Genomic DNA, 16214 nt, shown 5'->3' with positions numbered 1-16214 from the left:
TTTGAAAAAGCGGGATCAGATTTCCAGATTCATGCTGAATCCGATCGTCATTGCCGCGGTGTGGAAATCACGCGGCTTGTAGAGGGGCACGCCGGCAAACAGGTCATAGCCAAGTTTTTTCCAGAGCGCGCCCCGCACGCCCAAGGCTGCGCCCGCCAACTGGCGTCCGACCAGATATCGGGCGCCCTGGCCGCCTACCCGCCCATAGTCCAAAGCCACATACAGCGCATCGCTGGATGAAAGCCCGTTCCAGGCCAGTTCATTGCGCCAGAGCAGGCCGTTCTCGCCGGACAGTGTCTGCTCGCCGTCAAAGCCGCGCACCGTATAACGGCCGGCAATGGCCATGCGTTCCTGTGGCGTCAGCGCGTCCGGGCTCCATTGGCCCCGGACGATCGCCAGATATCGCCAAGGCTGCTTGCCCCAGGCGAAGGGTTGATTGAGGCTTACGTCGCCCGACAGCACACCGCCGCGGGCACTGCCGCTACGCGACGCTTCCTCGGGCGCCGCGAGGGCGCCGAATGCGCCGGTGCCGTGGCGCCAGCCCAGGTTGGCATCCAGCGTGGCGCTTCCGAGATAGCTGTGCTGGTTGACGCCGAACTCCCATCCAGCCGTGCGGCGCCGCTGCTGCTCGATGGCGATGTCATTGACGGCATTGGTGGAGTATTTGCGATACACACGCAGGTTGAGCGTGGTCTTGTGGGACTGGTCGCGATACGCCAGCCGTGACACGGCGGCCTGAAGGCTCGCGCTTTTTCCGCTGTACCGGAGTACTTCGTTGGCGCTGGGGATGTTCTGGTGATAGGCGTAGTTGTTGTAATTGACGGAGTAGGCCCAATAACCAACCGGGAATACGTAGTTCAAGGCATGTGAACGGTTGCCGAGCGGCGCATGCTGGAACAGATCCCTGCCGACGTTGGCGTAGAACAGATCGTTGTGCGCGAAGGGAGCATCCACGGCCAGGGTGGCCGAACCCAGGTAACGCCCGGTGCTGTCCGAACCGCTATCGTCCAGGCCGAGGCTCAGCCGGATGGGTCGGCTTTCCTGCCAACTCACCAACAGGTCGCTGGTGGCCTCGCGCTGCCCTGGCGTGATCCGGATATCGGCGGCCGCGCTGGGGACTCGCTTGAGATTCTCCAGGCCCTGCTCGATATCGCGCAGATTGAGAATATCGCCGGACGATGCCGGGATGGCATTCCATAACCGGCCGCGCCACGACACTGGCTGGTCGAAGCGGATATCGCCAACGCGACCGGGCAGCAGCGTCAACGTCAGAAGGCCGCGGGTCAGGTCCTGCTCGTGCGCCATCACGCGTGTCGTGACGTAGCCTTTGGCCAGAATGGCGTTCTGCACCCGGTTGATGGCCGCCGTGATGCCCTGGCCGCCCAGGCAGTGGCCTATTGCGTCGGCGGCGGCATCGAGCGCCCATTGAAAGCTGGCGGCGGAATCGCCGCTCAGCCGCAGGGCATCGATGACGAAGCAAGGGCTTTCATCGGCGGGATAATCGGATGGGGAGGCTTCAGGACGAGGAAGGCGCTCGTCGACCCGCGGGGTATTCTGCTGTTGCAGGACACGTTCACGCTCTTGTTGGCGCAACTGCTCGCGGGCATCGATGGAGATTGCTGGCGGTGTCGGCGCCTCTGGCACCGAGGCGCCGAAAACCGGTGAAACGACGGCGGCGAGAACCAGAAACCCTGGCCCCAGGAAAAACAACAGCTCACCGCGACGACCGCACCGCATCTCTGCTCCTTGATTGCGCGGAGCCAGAGTAGCAACGAATTACCAGCGTACGTAATTGTTAAATGGTCGTACAAATTCAAGCGCCGCCGCGGATGCGGGAAACGGCGCGCGATATTTCCCGCGCGTGACGCCGCGGTTTTTTCGCCTGCTTGCTTGTTATCTTGCGGGCTTTACCAGATGGCGAAGAACAGCACCCAGGACCAACAGAAAGGCGCCAGCCCGGCGGCCAGCACCAGCCATGCCGCGGTCTTCCTGAACACGCCGACCGGACGCTGGTTCAACAGGCGCGCGAACAGGCGCAAGGTCCACAGCACCGCCAGCGTCAGCAGCGTGAAGCGCACCGGCGCCGCCCAGGCGGCGCGCACGCCTTCGTGCTTGAGCAGGTTGATGGTGGTGGCGGACAGGCCCAGGAACACGCCGATGCCGGCCGAAGGAATCAACCCCTGGGCCAGCTTGTGCAGGCCCGGACGGAACCAGCGGTTCGCTTCCTGACCGGCGACCGGAGCGGCCGGCGCCAACCGGTCGGCGATCCACAATGACAGGAAGGTGGCGCCGCCCACGCACACGGTGGCGCCGACCACGAACATCAGGATGCCCGCGCCATCCAGCCACGAGAAACTGTCGTTCACTTCCGGATAGTGCGTCAGGATGAACCAGGGCGCGTTGTCCAGCAGCGGCCACATGATGTCGTGCTCGACCAGCCAGGTCGCGGCCCACTGCTTGGCGGTCACGTACCAGGGGCTGGCGCTCCAGAGGAAGGCGCCCATGGCGATGCCCATCAGGCCGAAGCACAGCAGCGCGGTCTGCCACGGTTCGCCATCGGTGACGCTGACGACCTCTTCCTCGGGCGAGCGCGGCGTCAGTGCGATGGCGCCGCGATAACCGCTGCAACGGCCGCATACATGGCAGTCGCCGGCGCCCTTCATGTGCCGCAACGGCACCAGCGGCGCACAGTTGATGGGCTCGATGCGGATAACCGGATGGCGCCACTTTTCCTCGTCGACCTTGAAGTGCCACGGCGCCAGCTTGGCCAGCAGATTGAAGACGCCGTTGACCGGACAGAGGTATTTGCACCAGACCCGCTTGCTGCGGCCGTAGCGCCAGCCGACGACCATGGCCGCCGCGGTGGAGCCGCCGAGCACCGCCAGCACCGCCAGCGGATACTGGTAGACGCTGACCAATTGTCCGTAGATGGTGGTCAGCGCGAAGGCCACGAACGGCCAGCCCCCCCAGCGCATCCACTTGGGAATGGCATGCCCCTGGCCGCGTTCGCTGGCCCATTCGGTGAGCATGCCCTCCGGACAGAACCAGCCGCACCAGGCGCGTCCCAGGATCGGCATGGAAATCAGCACGAACGGCCACCATACGCCCCAGAAGGCGAACTGGGCCACTATGGTCAGGTTGTTGAATACCGACGCCGAGTTGTCCGGCAGGGGCATGATGGCCGGAACGATCAGGAGGAAAGCGTATATCGCAACAATGCCCCACTGCAGCTTGCGCAACAGAGGGGCATGGTCTCGGAGAAAGTCGGCGATACGGGAGGTCGCCCTCCCGAGTGCAGCTGCCATGGTCAAACCTTCATTAATTCAGTCCGATCAATACGTCGGAGTCCGTGCTCAAGAGGTGGCGCGCGCCGCCACCGGCGCGGGCTTGCCGCCCACCCAGCGCAGCAACGCCCACACCACGATCCAGTAAGCAACCCACAACAATACCGAAATCAGGGCCGGCAGCGCACGATAGCCGGCAAAATCAGCCAGAACCTTGCCGAAACCGGTGCTGTCGCTGAGCAGCCACGAGCTGTCCCAGACCGGATCGATGATGGTCGGCAGCACGTCCAGCGAAATCAAATGATCCAGGCCGCCCACCAGCAGCGCCCCCGCCAGCAGCAGCAACAGGATTTCGGTCACGCGGAAGAAACGGCGCCAGGTGATGAGCTTGCCGCCCAGCTGCAGCAGCCAGAAGGTCAGCAGCGCCACCACGAAGCCGGCCACGCCGGCCAGCGCCAGCATCAGCATGTTGCCGCCGCCTTCGCCGGCCGCCACGGTGCCGTACAGGAACACCACGGTTTCGCTGCCCTCGCGGGCCACGGCGATGGCCACCAGCACGAACAGGCCCCACCAGTTGTCATTGGCCATCGACGAGCGGGCGCCGCTTTCAAGCTCGCCCTTGAGCGTGCGACCGTGCTTTTTCATCCACACGACCATCTGCACCACCAGCGCGCACGCCGCCAGCGACATGATGGCCTGGAACCATTCCTGGCCTTCGTCGCTGAGCCACGAAGATACGCCCAGCAGCACCAACGCCAGCGCCACGGCCAGCGCCAGTCCGGCGCCCACGCCGCCCCACAGATATTTCAGTCCGCGTTTGCCTTCGGGCGTCGAGCGCAGCCAGGTGTACAGGATGCCCACCACCAGCATGGCTTCGACGCTTTCGCGCCAGACGATGAAAAGAACCTGTTCCATGTATTGCGGCTGCCTATTCCTTGGGCTTGACGACCAGCGTGCCTTTCACCGCCTGGTGGAAGTCATCGAAGAAGGGATACTCGCCGGGACGCGAGATGGTGATGACCACGAACGACTTGACGCCGGGACCCAGCACCTTTTCCTTGCGCAGCGGGATGCTTTCGAACTCGACCGGCTCGTTGCTTTCGTTGATCAGTTCGATCTTGAAACGGCCGGCAGGGACTTCCAGCGTGGCCGGTTCAAAGGTGCCGTTGGGCTTGAACGTCAGCGTGAACGTGGGCAGCTCGTCCGCTTGCGCGGGCGCCATGCCGGCCAGGCACGCCAGGCCGATCGACAGCGCGGCGCAGATGCGGAGCAGAGGGCGCGCGATTCGCACGATCAGTAGCCGCCCTTCTTGCCGGTGCCGGCATAGACGAATTCGTATTCCAGGTCGAACGGCTGGAACCAGTCGCCCACGCCGGTTTCCTTGTCGATGTGGCGGCCGAAGTGGCTCATCTTGTCGGCGGTCGGCGGCAGGATGGTGTACTTCAGCTTGTACTTGCCCGGGCCTTCCAGCTTGATGTTCTCGCCGTAGTGCGGGCCGTCGTTGGCGACCATGGGCATGAAGGTGCCCTTCTGCACGTTCTGGCTGCCGACCTTCTGGATTTCGTATTTGACGACCAGGTAGGGCATCCATTCGCCTTCGGGGAAGCCGGTGGGATTGCCGGCCGTGGCGTGGATGTCGGCCTCGAGGTGGATGTCGGAATCCTTGGCGGGGCGCATCATGCCCGGGGGGTCCATTTCGATCGGCTGCAGGTAGACCGCACCGATTTCCATGCCGCCCTTTTCCACGGGCTTGCCGATGGGGTATTCAGCCGCTTGGGCGGCGGACACGCTCAAAGCGACAATGGCCAGGGCCAAGGCTTTCTTCATCATGTGGGTCATCCTCGAAGCTCGATTGAAACGACGGATCCTAAAAACATAAACAAGAACCGTTTGCATTAATGTAACGGAAAAATCTGACACCTCCCTGAATCAGATAAGTCCGAAATCCGCGGATTGTTGCGTCCAATCAAGCAAAACAAAACCGGCGGGCAACAACGCCACGCCGGCCGGTCGACAGTCGGATCCGCGGCATCGCCGCGGTCGGACGTTGCGGTTAGGACTTGCGTCCGCCGCCCTGCGAGCCCCCGGGGGTGAACGGGAAGTTCGAGAACATGGCGCGGGTCTGGTCCTGCATCTGGTCCTGCATCTGCACGAACAGGTTTTTGCTCTGGTCGATGTAGTTGTTCATCATGTTCTGCAGCATCGGCGTCTGCACGTTCATGAACTGGGTCCAGGCCTCGGGACCGAACTGGCTGCCATACAGGCCCTTGGACTGTTCGGCCATGCGCTGCTGGATTTCCATGAAGGCCTGGATGTTCTTTTCCAGGTAGGAACCCATGATGCCCTGCATCGCGTGGCCGTAGAAACGGATGATCTGCGACAGCATGTTCGACGAGAACATGGGCATGCCGCCGCTTTCTTCTTCGAGAATGATCTGCAGCAGGATGCTGCGCGTGAGGTCTTCGGCGCTCTTGGCGTCGACGACCTGGAATTCCTCGTTGGCCAGGACCAGTTGCTTGACATCCGCCAGGGTGATGTAGGTACTGGTCCGAGTGTCGTACAGGCGACGGTTGGGGTACTTTTTAATCAGGCGCAGGCTGGCGCCGGTTTGTGCTTGCGTCATGGTTGTCCCCGGATCGGGCGATCTCTAAGACTTCGAATAGGGTGAAGTGTAATGCCGCGGCGCCGTCTCCCCGAGACACCGCGGCGCGAAAGGGCCGCCCGCCGGGCGGCCCGCGATGCGTCAGCCCATGTGCAGGCCGCCGTTGAGCGAGAAGTCCGCGCCGGTGGAAAAACCGGATTCGTCCGAAGCCAGCCACGCCGTCATCGAGGCGATTTCCTCGGGCGTGCCCAGGCGCCGCACCGGGATGGTGGCGACGATCTTTTCCAGCACGTCGGGACGAATGGCGCGCACCATATCGGTCCCGATGTAGCCGGGCGAAATGGTGTTGACGGTGACGCCCTTGCTGGCGACTTCCTGCGCCAGCGCCATGGTGAAGCCGTGGATGCCGGCCTTGGCGGTGGAGTAGTTGGTCTGGCCGAACTGGCCCTTCTGCCCGTTCACCGAGCTGATGTTGATGATGCGCCCCCACTGGCGCTCGACCATGCCGTCGATGACCTGCTTGGTCACGTTGAACAGGCTGTTCAGGTTGGTGTCGATGACCGCGCGCCAATCATCGGCGGTCATCTTGCGGAACAGCCCGTCGCGGGTGATGCCCGCGTTGTTGACCAGCACGTCGACCGGACCGAGTTCCGCGGTGACACGCTCGAAAGCGGCCACGGTGGAATCCCAGTCGGACACATTGCCGACGGAAGCATGGAAGGTATATCCCTGCGCCGCCTGTTCATCCAGCCATTGCTGGTAATTGCGGCTTGGGCCGCAGCCTGCCACGACGCGAAAGCCCTCTTTGGCCAGGCGTTGGCAAATAGAGGTGCCGATCCCGCCCATCCCGCCTGTAACGTAAGCCAGTTTTCCGCTCATTGGACTTCCTCCTGTGTGCGACGGACGCCTCGTTGATTGACTTCTTATTGGCCTGGGCCCACCGCATGCGCGGCTTCAGGCAGCCCTGACCTTCACATACCTGCCCGGCGCCGGTTCTATCGGCCGGTACCGGGCGTTACCTGATTTTGCACGCGCCTTGACCTGCTTGCCGGAATGCCCGGCCAGCCAGGCGGCCCAATCGGGCCACCAACTGCCCGGCTTTTCCTGCGCCTGGGCCAGCCAGGCGTTGGGATCGCCCGGCAATGGCTGGCCTGCGCCACCCATATTGTCCGCCACCCAATAGCTGCGGCGCTTCTTGGCGGGCGGATTCACCACCCCGGCGATATGGCCCGAGGCGCCCAGCACGAAGCGTTGCGGCCCGCGCAGCACCTGGGTGGAGGCATAGGCCGACACCCACGGCACGATATGATCTTCGCGCGAACCGAAAATATACGCCGGCATCGACAGGCGCGTCAGGTCCAGCGGCAGCCCGGCGGCCTGGGCCCGTCCCGGCACCTTGAGATTGTTTTCGAGATAGGTGTTGCGGAAGTACCAGGAAAAGAACGGCCCGGGCAGGTTGGTGCTGTCCCCGTTCCAGAAAAGCAGGTCGAAGGCCGGCGGCTTCTGGCCTTTCAGGTAGTTGCCGACGACGTAGTTCCAGACCAGTTCGTTGGGGCGCAGGAACGAGAAGGTGGTGGCCAGGTCGCGCCCGGGCATCAGCCCGCCGTTGCCCAGTTGATGGTCGCGCAGCAACGCGTGCGCTTCGTCGACGAAGACATTCAGGATGCCGGTGTCGTGGAAATCGAGCAGCGAGGTCAGCAAGGTCAGCGCCGCGACCGGATGTTCGCCGCGCGCTTCGGCCAGCGCCAGCGCCGAGGCCAGCATGGTGCCGCCGACACAGAAGCCGAGCGCGTTGACCTGCGGCTGGCCGGAGATGTCGCTGGCCACGCGCAGGGCCTGCAGCACCGCGTCGTCGAGGTAGTCGGACCAGGTCGCGCGATCGATGCCGTCGGTATCACTGGCCAGCGGGTTGCGCCAGGAGATCAGGAACACCGTGAAGCCCTGCTCGACCGCGTGGCGCACGAACGAGTTGTCGGGTTGCAGGTCGAGGATATAGAACTTGTTGATGTTCGGCGGCACGATCACCAGCGGCCGCTCGTGCACCGTGGCGGTGGCGGGCTTGTACTGGATCAGCTGGAACAGCGCATTTTCGAACACCACGTCGCCGGGCGTCACGGCCACGTTGCGGCCGATCTCGAACTGGGTTTCGTCGGTCTGGGTGATGCGGCCTTTCTTGACGTCGCCGAGCAGGTTCGCCAGGCCTTCGTTCAGGGCGCGGCCGGCGCTTTCGACGATGGACTGCTGGGCATCCGGATTCAAGGCCAGGAAGTTCGACGGCGACAACGCGTCGACCCACTGCATGATCGAGAAACGCAGGCGATCGCGCATCGGTTCGCTGACCTGGGCCGCATCGACCATGCGCGACATGGCCCGGGCCGACAGCAGATAGGTGTGCGCCATCAGCAGATGCTGGCCACTGGCCGCCCAGGCCTCGCCGCCGAAACGGCGGTCGGCCGGCGGGGCCAGCGCGCCGCGGCGGGCATCATCACACAGCCGCTGCCATTCGCGCGAGAATTCAGCCTGGATATCGGCCAGGACGTCCGGAGCCACGCTCACCGGAAGAGGCCCTGAAGCGGAGAGATTGGCATTCACTTCGACACCTTGTTATCGAGACTTCCCGATTGATGTTGCATGTCGGGTCCGGGACTGTCAATGCGGGTATTCAATGAGGCAGCCAGGGCCGCCCGCCCGCGCGCGCGGCCGCTTTGCGCGGGATCAAACCGGATCGAGCCAGGCCAGCAAGGCCATCCTGCCGGTCTCGCCGTCGCGCCGGTAGGAAAAGAACCGCTCCGCGTCCGCCACCGTGCACAGCCCGCTCAGGCTGATGTCCTGCACGCCGGCGCGGCGCAGACGGAATTGCGCCAGTCCGGCCAGGTCGGCCAGCCATTTGCCAGGCACGCCCGGGCGCGGCCGGAAATAACGTTCGGCGGCGGGGTCATCGGCCATGAAGGCGTCCAGCACGTCACGCCCGACCTCGAAGGCGTCCGGCCCGATACCGGGGCCGATCCAGGCGCGCCACGCGGTGGCATGCGGTGCCTTGGCGCGCATCGCCGCCAGGGTGTGCTCCAGCACGCCGCCAGACAGGCCGCGCCAGCCGGCATGCGCCGTGCCCAGGACCCGCCCGCCCGCGTCGGCAATGACCACCGGCAGGCAGTCCGCCACCATCACGGCCAGCACGCGGCCCGGTTGCGCGGTGACGCTGGCGTCCAGCGCGGGTTCGTCGGGCAGGCCGGCCGCGTCGGCATCGACCACCTCGCTGCCATGCACCTGGCGCAGCCATAAGGGTTCGGCCGGCAGCGCGGCCCGCAAGCGGCGGCGGTTCTCTGCCACGGTGTCGGGATCATCGCCGGCACGGCGCCCCAGGTTGAGGGTGTCATGCGGGGCAACGCCCACGCCGCCGGCCCGGGTGGTGCAGAAATAGTTGACGCCGGCCCAGGCGGGGCCGGTCACGACGGGCAAGCCTTCAATCACGCGTTCCATGCGATCGCTTCCTGGACCAGGGTCATGTCCGCCGGCACGGGGGCGGCGAACTGGACCTCGCCACGCCCGCCCGGATCGTCGAAATGCAGGGCGCGGGCATGCAGCATCTGCCGCTGCGCGCCCGCGATGTTCTTGCCACCGTAGATCGTATCCGCCAGCAGCGGATGGCCGAGGCTGGCCAGGTGCACGCGGATCTGGTGGGTGCGGCCGGTCTCCAGGCGACAGACCACTTCGGTGGCGCGGCCGCCGGGATCGATCTGGCCGCGTCGCGCGGGCGCGTAGTGGGTGACGGCCGGCTTGGGCGCCACCGGCCGTTCGACGCTCATGCGCACCGGCACCCGCGGATCGCGCCCGATGGGGCGGTCGACCTTGCCGGCGGCGGCCAGCCAGCCATGCGCCAGCGCCACGTACTCGCGGCCCATGCTGCGCGCCTGCAGCTGGCGCACCAGGTGCGTCTGGGCGATTTCGTTGCGCGCCACCACCATCAGGCCGGACGTATCCTTGTCCAGCCGGTGAACGATGCCGGCGCGCGCCACCTGGGCCAGTTCCGGATACCGGTGCAGCAGGCCGTTGAGCAGCGTGCCGCTCCAGTTGCCGGCGCCAGGGTGCACCACCAGGCCGGCCGGTTTGTTCACCACGATCCAGTCGGGGCTTTCATCCACCACGGGAAAATCGATCGCCTCCGGCGCGAACGCCAGGGCTTCCGGCGCGGGCTGGGCCCAGACGGCGATCTCGTCGCCCGGGCCGACGGTCTGGCGGACCTTGCCAGGCGCGCCATTCACCTGTACGTTGCCAGCCTCGATCCAGCCTTGCAGGCGGCTGCGGGAATGATCCGGCAACAACCCCGCCAGCACCTTGTCGAGCCTATCGGCGCGCGTGCCCGACGGCACCGTTACAAGTTGCGGCTCGCCCCGCTGGTTTTCACCGGAGGATTCGCCGGGAAAGCCCAGGAGTTCATCGTCGGAAACGAGATCTGCGGGGGTGGCTGTATCAGACATGGAGACAAATCATATAATCAGCCTGCCATGCTAACACCAAGGATACGATTCTCGTGATTCACCACTCCGCAGCTCCCTTGAACCCCGCCTCCCGAAGCGGGTCGGTTTTGCGCGTGGTTATCGCGCTATTTGCCGTCATCGCGATCGCCGGTTGCGGTTCGACCAACAGCAAGTACGACAAGACCACCAACTGGAGCGCTGAACAGCTCTACGCCGACGCCAAGGCCGAAATCTCGTCGGGCGGCTGGAAGGAAGCCCGCGAGCGACTGACCGCCATCGAAAGCCGCTACCCGTTCGGCGTCTACGCCCAGCAGGCCCTGCTTGAACTGGCCTACGTCAACTGGAAGGACGGTGAAAACGAACAGGCCCTGGCCGCGATCGACCGCTTCCAGCAGCTCTACCCGAACCACCCCGGCACCGACTACGCGCTGTATCTGAAAGGCCTGATCAACTTCACGCCCGCCAGCGCCTTCATGAGCAGCATCACCGGCCAGGATCCGGCCGAGCGCGACCCGAAGGGCCTGCGCGCTTCCTACGACGCGTTCAACGACCTGATCAAGCGCTACCCGGAAAGCAAGTACACCCCGGACGCCGAAAAGCGCGTTGCGTGGCTGGTCAACACCATCGCCATGAACGAAGTCCACGTGGCCCGCTACTACTACGAGCGCGGCGCCTACATCGCCGCGGCGAACCGCGCGCAGACCGTCATCACCGACTTCGAGGGCGCCCCCGCCACCGAAGAAGCGCTCTACCTGATGGTGCAGTCCTACGACAAGCTCGGCATGACCGAACTCAAGAACGACTCGCAGCGCGTGTTCGACAAGAACTTCCCCAACAGCACGTTCAAGGACAAGGGCCTGAAGGCTGACAAGAGCTGGTGGAATCCGTTCAACTGAACTGAACACCGCCGCATGGGAAAAAGCCCTTCGATTCGTCGAAGGGCTTTTTTTTTGGGTCCGTGTCGTCCTCTTGTGGTCCTATTCCTGCTTGCGCCGGTAGAAGGCCAGCACTTCCTCCAGTTCGCGCGTCCGCGCGAAGGGCGGCAGGCCGCGCCACAGTCGCTTGCCGTAGGGCTTCTCGACCAGTCGGGCATCGCCCACCATCAACACCCCCCAGTCGGATTCCGTCCGAATCAGGCGGCCGGCCCCCTGCTTGAGCGAGATGGCCGCCTCGGGCAATTGGTATTCCGAGAAGGGATTGCCGCCGTGGGCGCGGCAGGCTCGCAGCCGCGCCTCGATCACCGGGTCGTCCGGCGGCGCGAACGGCAGCTTGTCGATCGCCACCAGCGTCAGCACGTCGCCCGGCAGGTCGATGCCTTCCCAGAAACTGGCGCTGCCGACCAGCACCGGATGGGTCAGCTTGCAGAACCTGTCCAACAGATCGCGGCGGGTGCCCTCGCCCTGCTTGAGCAACGGCCAATCGTGGCCGGCATCGTCGAAAGCGTCGGCCAACAGGTTGGCGACCTTGTCGACCGCGCGCAAGGTGGTGCACAGCACCAGCGTGCCGCCCGGGCTGGCCTGCAGCAACGGCAGCAACGTCTGCACGAAACGGTCGAGGAACTGCGGCGACTGCGGTTCAGGCATGCCACGCGGCACGAACAGCAGCGCCTGCTCGGGATAGTCGAAAGGCGATTCCCACTTGCCGGTGCGCGCTCGCTCCAGCCCCAGCTGGCTGGTGAAGTGGGTGAACTCGCCGTTCACCGACAGCGTGGCCGAGGTCATGATCCAGGCCTGCCCGGGCTTGCGGTATTTGGAAAAAGCCTGCGCCACCGACAGCGGCGCGGAATGCAGCCGCACGTGATGCTGGCCATGCTCGACCCAGCGCACCGCCGGGCCGGTCCATTCACCTGCCGCCGCCGCGCCTTCGAGAATGGCCGTCGGCGTGGACAGGCCGTCCGCCAGCGCCGCCACGGGCGCGGGCGCCTGGTCGTCGCGGCCCCAGCCTTCATCATCGAAACCGGAGCCCCCCGCATCGCGCCCGGGCGTGGCCCAGCGTTTCAGGCGCACCGCGATCTCGGCGCCGCTGCGCGCGGCCGCCACCAGGTCGGGATGCCGCTCGGCGACCGAGCCCAGCGCGTTGGTGGCGACGTCGATCGCTTCGCGCAGCACCGCCAGCGCGGTGTCGAACTCCTCGGCATTGGGAATGGCCTCGAACGTGGCCTTGCGGCCCGGCATCCGGTCCAGTGGCGCACAGGCCAGGCGCAACTCGCGCGCCGCCGTCTCGACGTGGCGCGCCACATCGCTCCATTTGGTGGCTTCGCGCGCATAGGCCAGGCCCGCGGCCTCCAGCGCGCGGCCAAAGTCCAGCAACTGGTGGGTCGACACGCTGCTGCCCAGGAAACGGGTGGCGGTGTCGGGCAGTTGATGGGCTTCGTCGAAGATGACGGTGTCGGCCTCGGGCAGCAGATCGGTGACGCCCTCTTCGCGCAGCACCAGGTCGGCCATGAACAGCGCATGGTTCACCACCACCACGTCGGCCTCCTGGGCCTGGCGGCGGGCCTTCACCACGAAGCAGTCGCGGATGCGCGGGCATTCCTGGCCCAGGCAGTTCTCGCGGGTCGAGGTAACGCGCTGCCAGATATCCGCATCTTCGGGCACCTGCGCCAGGTCGCTGCGGTCGCCCGTCTTGGAAATGCCGGCGAATACCTGGATCTGGCGCAATTGCTGGATCTCGGAACGCGATTTCAGCGCCCGGTCGTCTCCCTGCAGGCGATCCAGGTGGTAATGACAGACATAGTTGCCGCGGCCCTTGAGCAGCGCGGCCGTGACAGGCGCGGCCAGCGCGGCGCGCACGCGCGGCAGGTCGCGGGCGAACAGTTGGTCCTGCAGTGTGCGGGTGCCGGTCGAAATCAGCACCTTGCCGCCCTGGATGAAGGCGGGTACAAGATAGGCCCAGGTCTTGCCGATGCCGGTGCCAGCCTCGGCCACCAGGGTGGCGCGGTCCCGGATGGCCTCGCCAATCGCCTGGGCCAGCTCCACTTGGGACGGGCGCGGCTTGTAGCCGGGCAAGGCCGACGCGAGCGGGCCGTCCTCGGCGAAGAATTCGGAGATGTCCAGGTCCAGCATGGAAACAGCCTAGCGTCGCAAGCGACCGTGCCGGGGGACGGTCGGGGCGCCAGACACTGAGTGGGTGGGAAAGGATCAAATGATACCCGCTGGCGCCGCCCTTTTCCGCCGCAAGCGTCGCAAACGATGCATCTGAGGGGGACGGATGCATCCCGCCTGGCACTTTCTGTAACAGCGGCTTATGGCACAATCCGCCCCTTGTTTTTCCTTTTTGCCGTCGTATCGAGATGTCTGAAACTTCCGTTATCACGAACGTCGCCGCCGGCGTCGACAATGCCCGTATCGTGGCCCAGCTCGCCACCGAGCTTGGCGCGCGCGCCTCCCAGATCGCCTCGGCAGTGGAACTGCTGGATGACGGCGCCACCGTGCCGTTCATCGCACGCTACCGCAAGGAAGCCACCGGCGGCCTGGACGACACCGTCCTGCGCAACCTGGAAGTGCGCCTGGGCTACCTGCGCGAACTCGAAGAGCGCCGTGGCGCGATCCTCGAATCGATCTCGCAGCAAGGCAAGCTCACGCCCGAACTGCAGCAGGAAATCGCCACCGCCGATACCAAGCAGCGCCTGGAAGACCTGTACGCGCCGTACAAGCCCAAGCGCCGCACCCGCGCCCAGATCGCGCGTGAAGCCGGCCTGGAACCGCTGGCCGACGCCATCCTGGCCGACACCGCGTGCGATCCGGCCGCGCTGGCCGCCCAATACCTGAATCCCGAAGCCTCGATCAACGATGCCAAGGCGGCGCTGGACGGCGCCCGCGACATCCTGGCCGAGCGCTACGCCGAGAACGCCGACCTGCTGGCCGACATGCGCGAGCACCTCTGGTCCACCGGCTATCTGTATTCCAAGATGGTCGACGGCAAGGAAACCGAAGGCGCCAACTTCCGCGACTGGTTCGACTTCAACGAGCCGCTGCGCACGCTGCCTTCGCACCGCATCCTGGCGCTGTTGCGCGGCCGCCAGCAAGGCGTGTTGGAAATCCGCCTGGGCCTGGAAGCCGAACTCGAAGCGCAACTGCCGCATCCCTGCGTGGCGCGCATCGCCAGCTTCCTCAAGCTGGGCAACGGCCTGTTCGCGCTGGACGCCTCGCCGCGCGCGCGCTGGCTGGGCGAAGTCTGCCGCTGGACCTGGCGCGTCAAGCTGGTGACGGCCTTCGAAAGCGAACTGATCGGCCGCCTGCGCGAGACCGCCGAGGCCGAAGCCATCCGCGTGTTCGCCGCCAACCTGAAGGATCTGCTGCTGGCCGCGCCGGCCGGCCCCAAGGCCGTGCTGGGCCTGGATCCCGGCATCCGCACGGGCTGCAAGGTGGCGGTGATCGACCGCACCGGCAAGGTGGTCGACACCACCACTGTCTACCCGTTCGAGCCGCGCCGCGACCGCGAGGGCACCATCAACACCCTGGCCGCGCTGGTTGCGCGCCACAAGGTCGACCTGATCGCCATCGGCAACGGCACCGCCTCGCGCGAAAGCGAGAAGCTGGTGGGCGACATGCAGGAACGCTTCCCCGACCTGAAGGTGACGCGGGTGGTCGTGTCCGAGGCCGGCGCCTCGGTCTATTCGGCCTCCGAGACCGCCGCCCAGGAATTCCCCGACCTGGACGTGACGCTGCGCGGCGCCGTGTCGATCGCGCGCCGCCTGCAGGATCCGCTGGCGGAACTGGTCAAGATCGATCCCAAGGCCATCGGCGTGGGCCAATACCAGCACGACGTCAACCAGCGCGAGCTGGCGCGTTCGCTGGACGCGGTGGTCGAGGATTGCGTGAACGCGGTCGGCGTCGACGTCAACACGGCATCCGCGGCGCTGCTGGCGCGCGTGTCGGGCCTGAACTCGCTGCTGGCCAAGAACATCGTGGCCTGGCGCGACGAGAACGGCGCCTTCCCCACCCGCGAGCAACTGCGCAAGGTGCCGCGCTTTGGCGACAAGGCGTTCGAACAGGCCGCCGGCTTCCTGCGCATCCCCAACGGCGACAACCCGCTGGACGCCTCGTCGGTGCACCCGGAAGCCTATCCGGTGGTCGAGCGCATCGTCGCCAAGATCAAGGCGGAAGTGAAACAGATCATCGGCCAGCGCGACGCGCTCAAGGGCGTGTCGCCGTCCGATTTCACGGACGAACGCTTCGGCCTGCCGACGGTGCGCGACATCTTCGCCGAACTGGAAAAGCCCGGCCGCGATCCGCGTCCCGAGTTCAAGACCGCGCAGTTCAAGGAAGGCGTCGAGACGCTCAACGACCTGTATCCCGGCATGGTGCTCGAAGGCGTCGTGACCAACGTCGCCAACTTCGGCGCGTTCGTCGACATCGGCGTGCACCAGGACGGCCTGGTCCACATCTCGGCATTGGCCGAGAAGTTCGTGAAGGATCCGCGCGACGTCGTGCGCGTCGGCCAGACGGTCAGCGTGAAGGTGCTGGAAGTGGACGTGGCGCGCAAGCGCGTGGCCCTGACCATGCGCCTGAACGACACCGCCGCCCCGGCGCGCCGAGGCGCTGATGCCCCCAAGGGCGGCGATCGTCCCGGACGCCGTCCCCAGGGCGACAATGGCCGCGGCAACGCCGGCGGCGCCGGCATGAACAGTGCCATGGCCGACGCATTCGCCAAGCTCAAGCGTTGAATCGCGCCTGGCCGGCTCCCCTCCGGGAGCCGGCCAGGCGGCGTCGCAGCACCTTCCGACCGGCGCCCAGGCGCCGGTTGTCGTTCAACCTAGGACTTTCCCGCGGTTGCTACCTTTCCTTGCGTTCTCTCAAGCCGGATTCAACAAAAATAAGCGAAAATATCGAATTGTGTCCAAATAAT

Annotated in this window: 13 protein-coding genes; 2 read left to right on the top strand and 11 right to left on the bottom strand. The window is 65.6% G+C overall.

The window, feature by feature from the left end:
- Nucleotides 1-15: 15 nt before the first annotated feature.
- From AC6CR5_RS27720 to AC6CR5_RS27675, 10 genes are all read right to left on the bottom strand, one after another.
- Nucleotides 16-1737, bottom strand: coding sequence for a ShlB/FhaC/HecB family hemolysin secretion/activation protein (locus tag AC6CR5_RS27720; RefSeq protein WP_020924619.1), 1722 nt, complete (start codon nt 1735-1737; stop codon nt 16-18).
- 170 nt (nt 1738-1907) lie between these two features.
- Entirely contained in the window at nt 1908-3305 is a 1398-nt protein-coding gene (locus AC6CR5_RS27715) for a 4Fe-4S binding protein (RefSeq protein WP_047992323.1), read from the bottom strand.
- A 48-nt stretch (nt 3306-3353) separates the two neighbouring features.
- Nucleotides 3354-4199, bottom strand: a complete 846-nt coding sequence (locus AC6CR5_RS27710) for an FTR1 family iron permease (protein ID WP_006389403.1) — start codon at nt 4197-4199, stop codon at nt 3354-3356.
- A 13-nt stretch (nt 4200-4212) separates the two neighbouring features.
- A complete protein-coding gene (locus AC6CR5_RS27705; protein ID WP_255288690.1) occupies nt 4213-4557 on the bottom strand; it encodes a cupredoxin domain-containing protein in 345 nt (114 codons plus the stop codon).
- 20 nt (nt 4558-4577) lie between these two features.
- A complete protein-coding gene (locus tag AC6CR5_RS27700) occupies nt 4578-5114 on the bottom strand; it encodes an iron transporter (protein WP_006389401.1) in 537 nt (178 codons plus the stop codon).
- A gap of 223 nt (nt 5115-5337) precedes the next feature.
- Nucleotides 5338-5907 carry a polyhydroxyalkanoate synthesis repressor PhaR gene (phaR, locus tag AC6CR5_RS27695; protein ID WP_006389400.1) on the bottom strand — a complete coding sequence of 190 codons (570 nt, stop codon included), beginning with the start codon at nt 5905-5907 and terminating at the stop codon, nt 5338-5340.
- Nucleotides 5908-6027: 120 nt separating this feature from the next.
- Nucleotides 6028-6765 (bottom strand): 3-ketoacyl-ACP reductase, encoded by a 738-nt coding sequence (locus tag AC6CR5_RS27690; protein ID WP_006389399.1) that lies wholly within the window; start codon nt 6763-6765, stop codon nt 6028-6030.
- Between the two features lie 75 nt (nt 6766-6840).
- Nucleotides 6841-8478, bottom strand: coding sequence for a class I poly(R)-hydroxyalkanoic acid synthase (gene phaC / locus AC6CR5_RS27685; protein ID WP_026383742.1), 1638 nt, complete (start codon nt 8476-8478; stop codon nt 6841-6843).
- A gap of 123 nt (nt 8479-8601) precedes the next feature.
- On the bottom strand, nt 8602-9366 hold the full coding sequence (gene pgeF / locus AC6CR5_RS27680; RefSeq protein WP_006389397.1) for a peptidoglycan editing factor PgeF: 765 nt from the start codon (nt 9364-9366) through the stop codon (nt 8602-8604).
- Nucleotides 9354-10364 (bottom strand): RluA family pseudouridine synthase, encoded by a 1011-nt coding sequence (locus tag AC6CR5_RS27675; protein ID WP_006389396.1) that lies wholly within the window; start codon nt 10362-10364, stop codon nt 9354-9356. Before AC6CR5_RS27675 ends, pgeF begins: the two co-directional genes overlap by 13 nt.
- A 107-nt stretch (nt 10365-10471) precedes the next feature.
- Here AC6CR5_RS27675 and AC6CR5_RS27670 point away from each other — a divergent pair, with 107 nt between their 5' ends.
- A complete protein-coding gene (locus AC6CR5_RS27670) occupies nt 10472-11260 on the top strand; it encodes an outer membrane protein assembly factor BamD (protein ID WP_006389395.1) in 789 nt (262 codons plus the stop codon).
- Nucleotides 11261-11341: 81 nt separating this feature from the next.
- On the opposite strand, the gene yoaA is transcribed toward AC6CR5_RS27670, so the two are convergent.
- Nucleotides 11342-13429: a DNA repair helicase YoaA gene (yoaA, locus tag AC6CR5_RS27665; RefSeq protein WP_006389394.1), complete on the bottom strand. Its 2088-nt coding sequence runs from the start codon at nt 13427-13429 to the stop codon at nt 11342-11344.
- A gap of 227 nt (nt 13430-13656) precedes the next feature.
- Between yoaA and tex the strand changes: the two genes are divergently transcribed.
- A complete protein-coding gene (tex, locus tag AC6CR5_RS27660; RefSeq protein WP_024068156.1) occupies nt 13657-16032 on the top strand; it encodes an RNA-binding transcriptional accessory protein Tex in 2376 nt (791 codons plus the stop codon).
- Nucleotides 16033-16214: the final 182 nt, after the last annotated feature.

It is taken from the genome of Achromobacter sp. EG18 (assembly GCF_059759395.1).
This window is presented reverse-complemented; position numbering and strand designations above follow the sequence as displayed.

Bases quoted from the DNA above. Each gene is read 5' to 3' on its own strand.
- AC6CR5_RS27720 (WP_020924619.1), bottom strand. From the start codon at position 1,737: ATGCGGTGCGGTCGTCGCGGTGAGCTGTTGTTTTTCCTGGGGCCAGGG.
- AC6CR5_RS27715 (WP_047992323.1), bottom strand. From the start codon at position 3,305: ATGGCAGCTGCACTCGGGAGGGCGACCTCCCGTATCGCCGACTTTCTC.
- AC6CR5_RS27710 (WP_006389403.1), bottom strand. From the start codon at position 4,199: ATGGAACAGGTTCTTTTCATCGTCTGGCGCGAAAGCGTCGAAGCCATG.
- AC6CR5_RS27700 (WP_006389401.1), bottom strand. From the start codon at position 5,114: ATGATGAAGAAAGCCTTGGCCCTGGCCATTGTCGCTTTGAGCGTGTCC.
- phaR (WP_006389400.1), bottom strand. From the start codon at position 5,907: ATGACGCAAGCACAAACCGGCGCCAGCCTGCGCCTGATTAAAAAGTAC.
- AC6CR5_RS27690 (WP_006389399.1), bottom strand. From the start codon at position 6,765: ATGAGCGGAAAACTGGCTTACGTTACAGGCGGGATGGGCGGGATCGGC.
- pgeF (WP_006389397.1), bottom strand. From the start codon at position 9,366: ATGGAACGCGTGATTGAAGGCTTGCCCGTCGTGACCGGCCCCGCCTGG.
- AC6CR5_RS27675 (WP_006389396.1), bottom strand. From the start codon at position 10,364: ATGTCTGATACAGCCACCCCCGCAGATCTCGTTTCCGACGATGAACTC.
- yoaA (WP_006389394.1), bottom strand. From the start codon at position 13,429: ATGCTGGACCTGGACATCTCCGAATTCTTCGCCGAGGACGGCCCGCTC.
- tex (WP_024068156.1), top strand. From the start codon at position 13,657: ATGTCTGAAACTTCCGTTATCACGAACGTCGCCGCCGGCGTCGACAAT.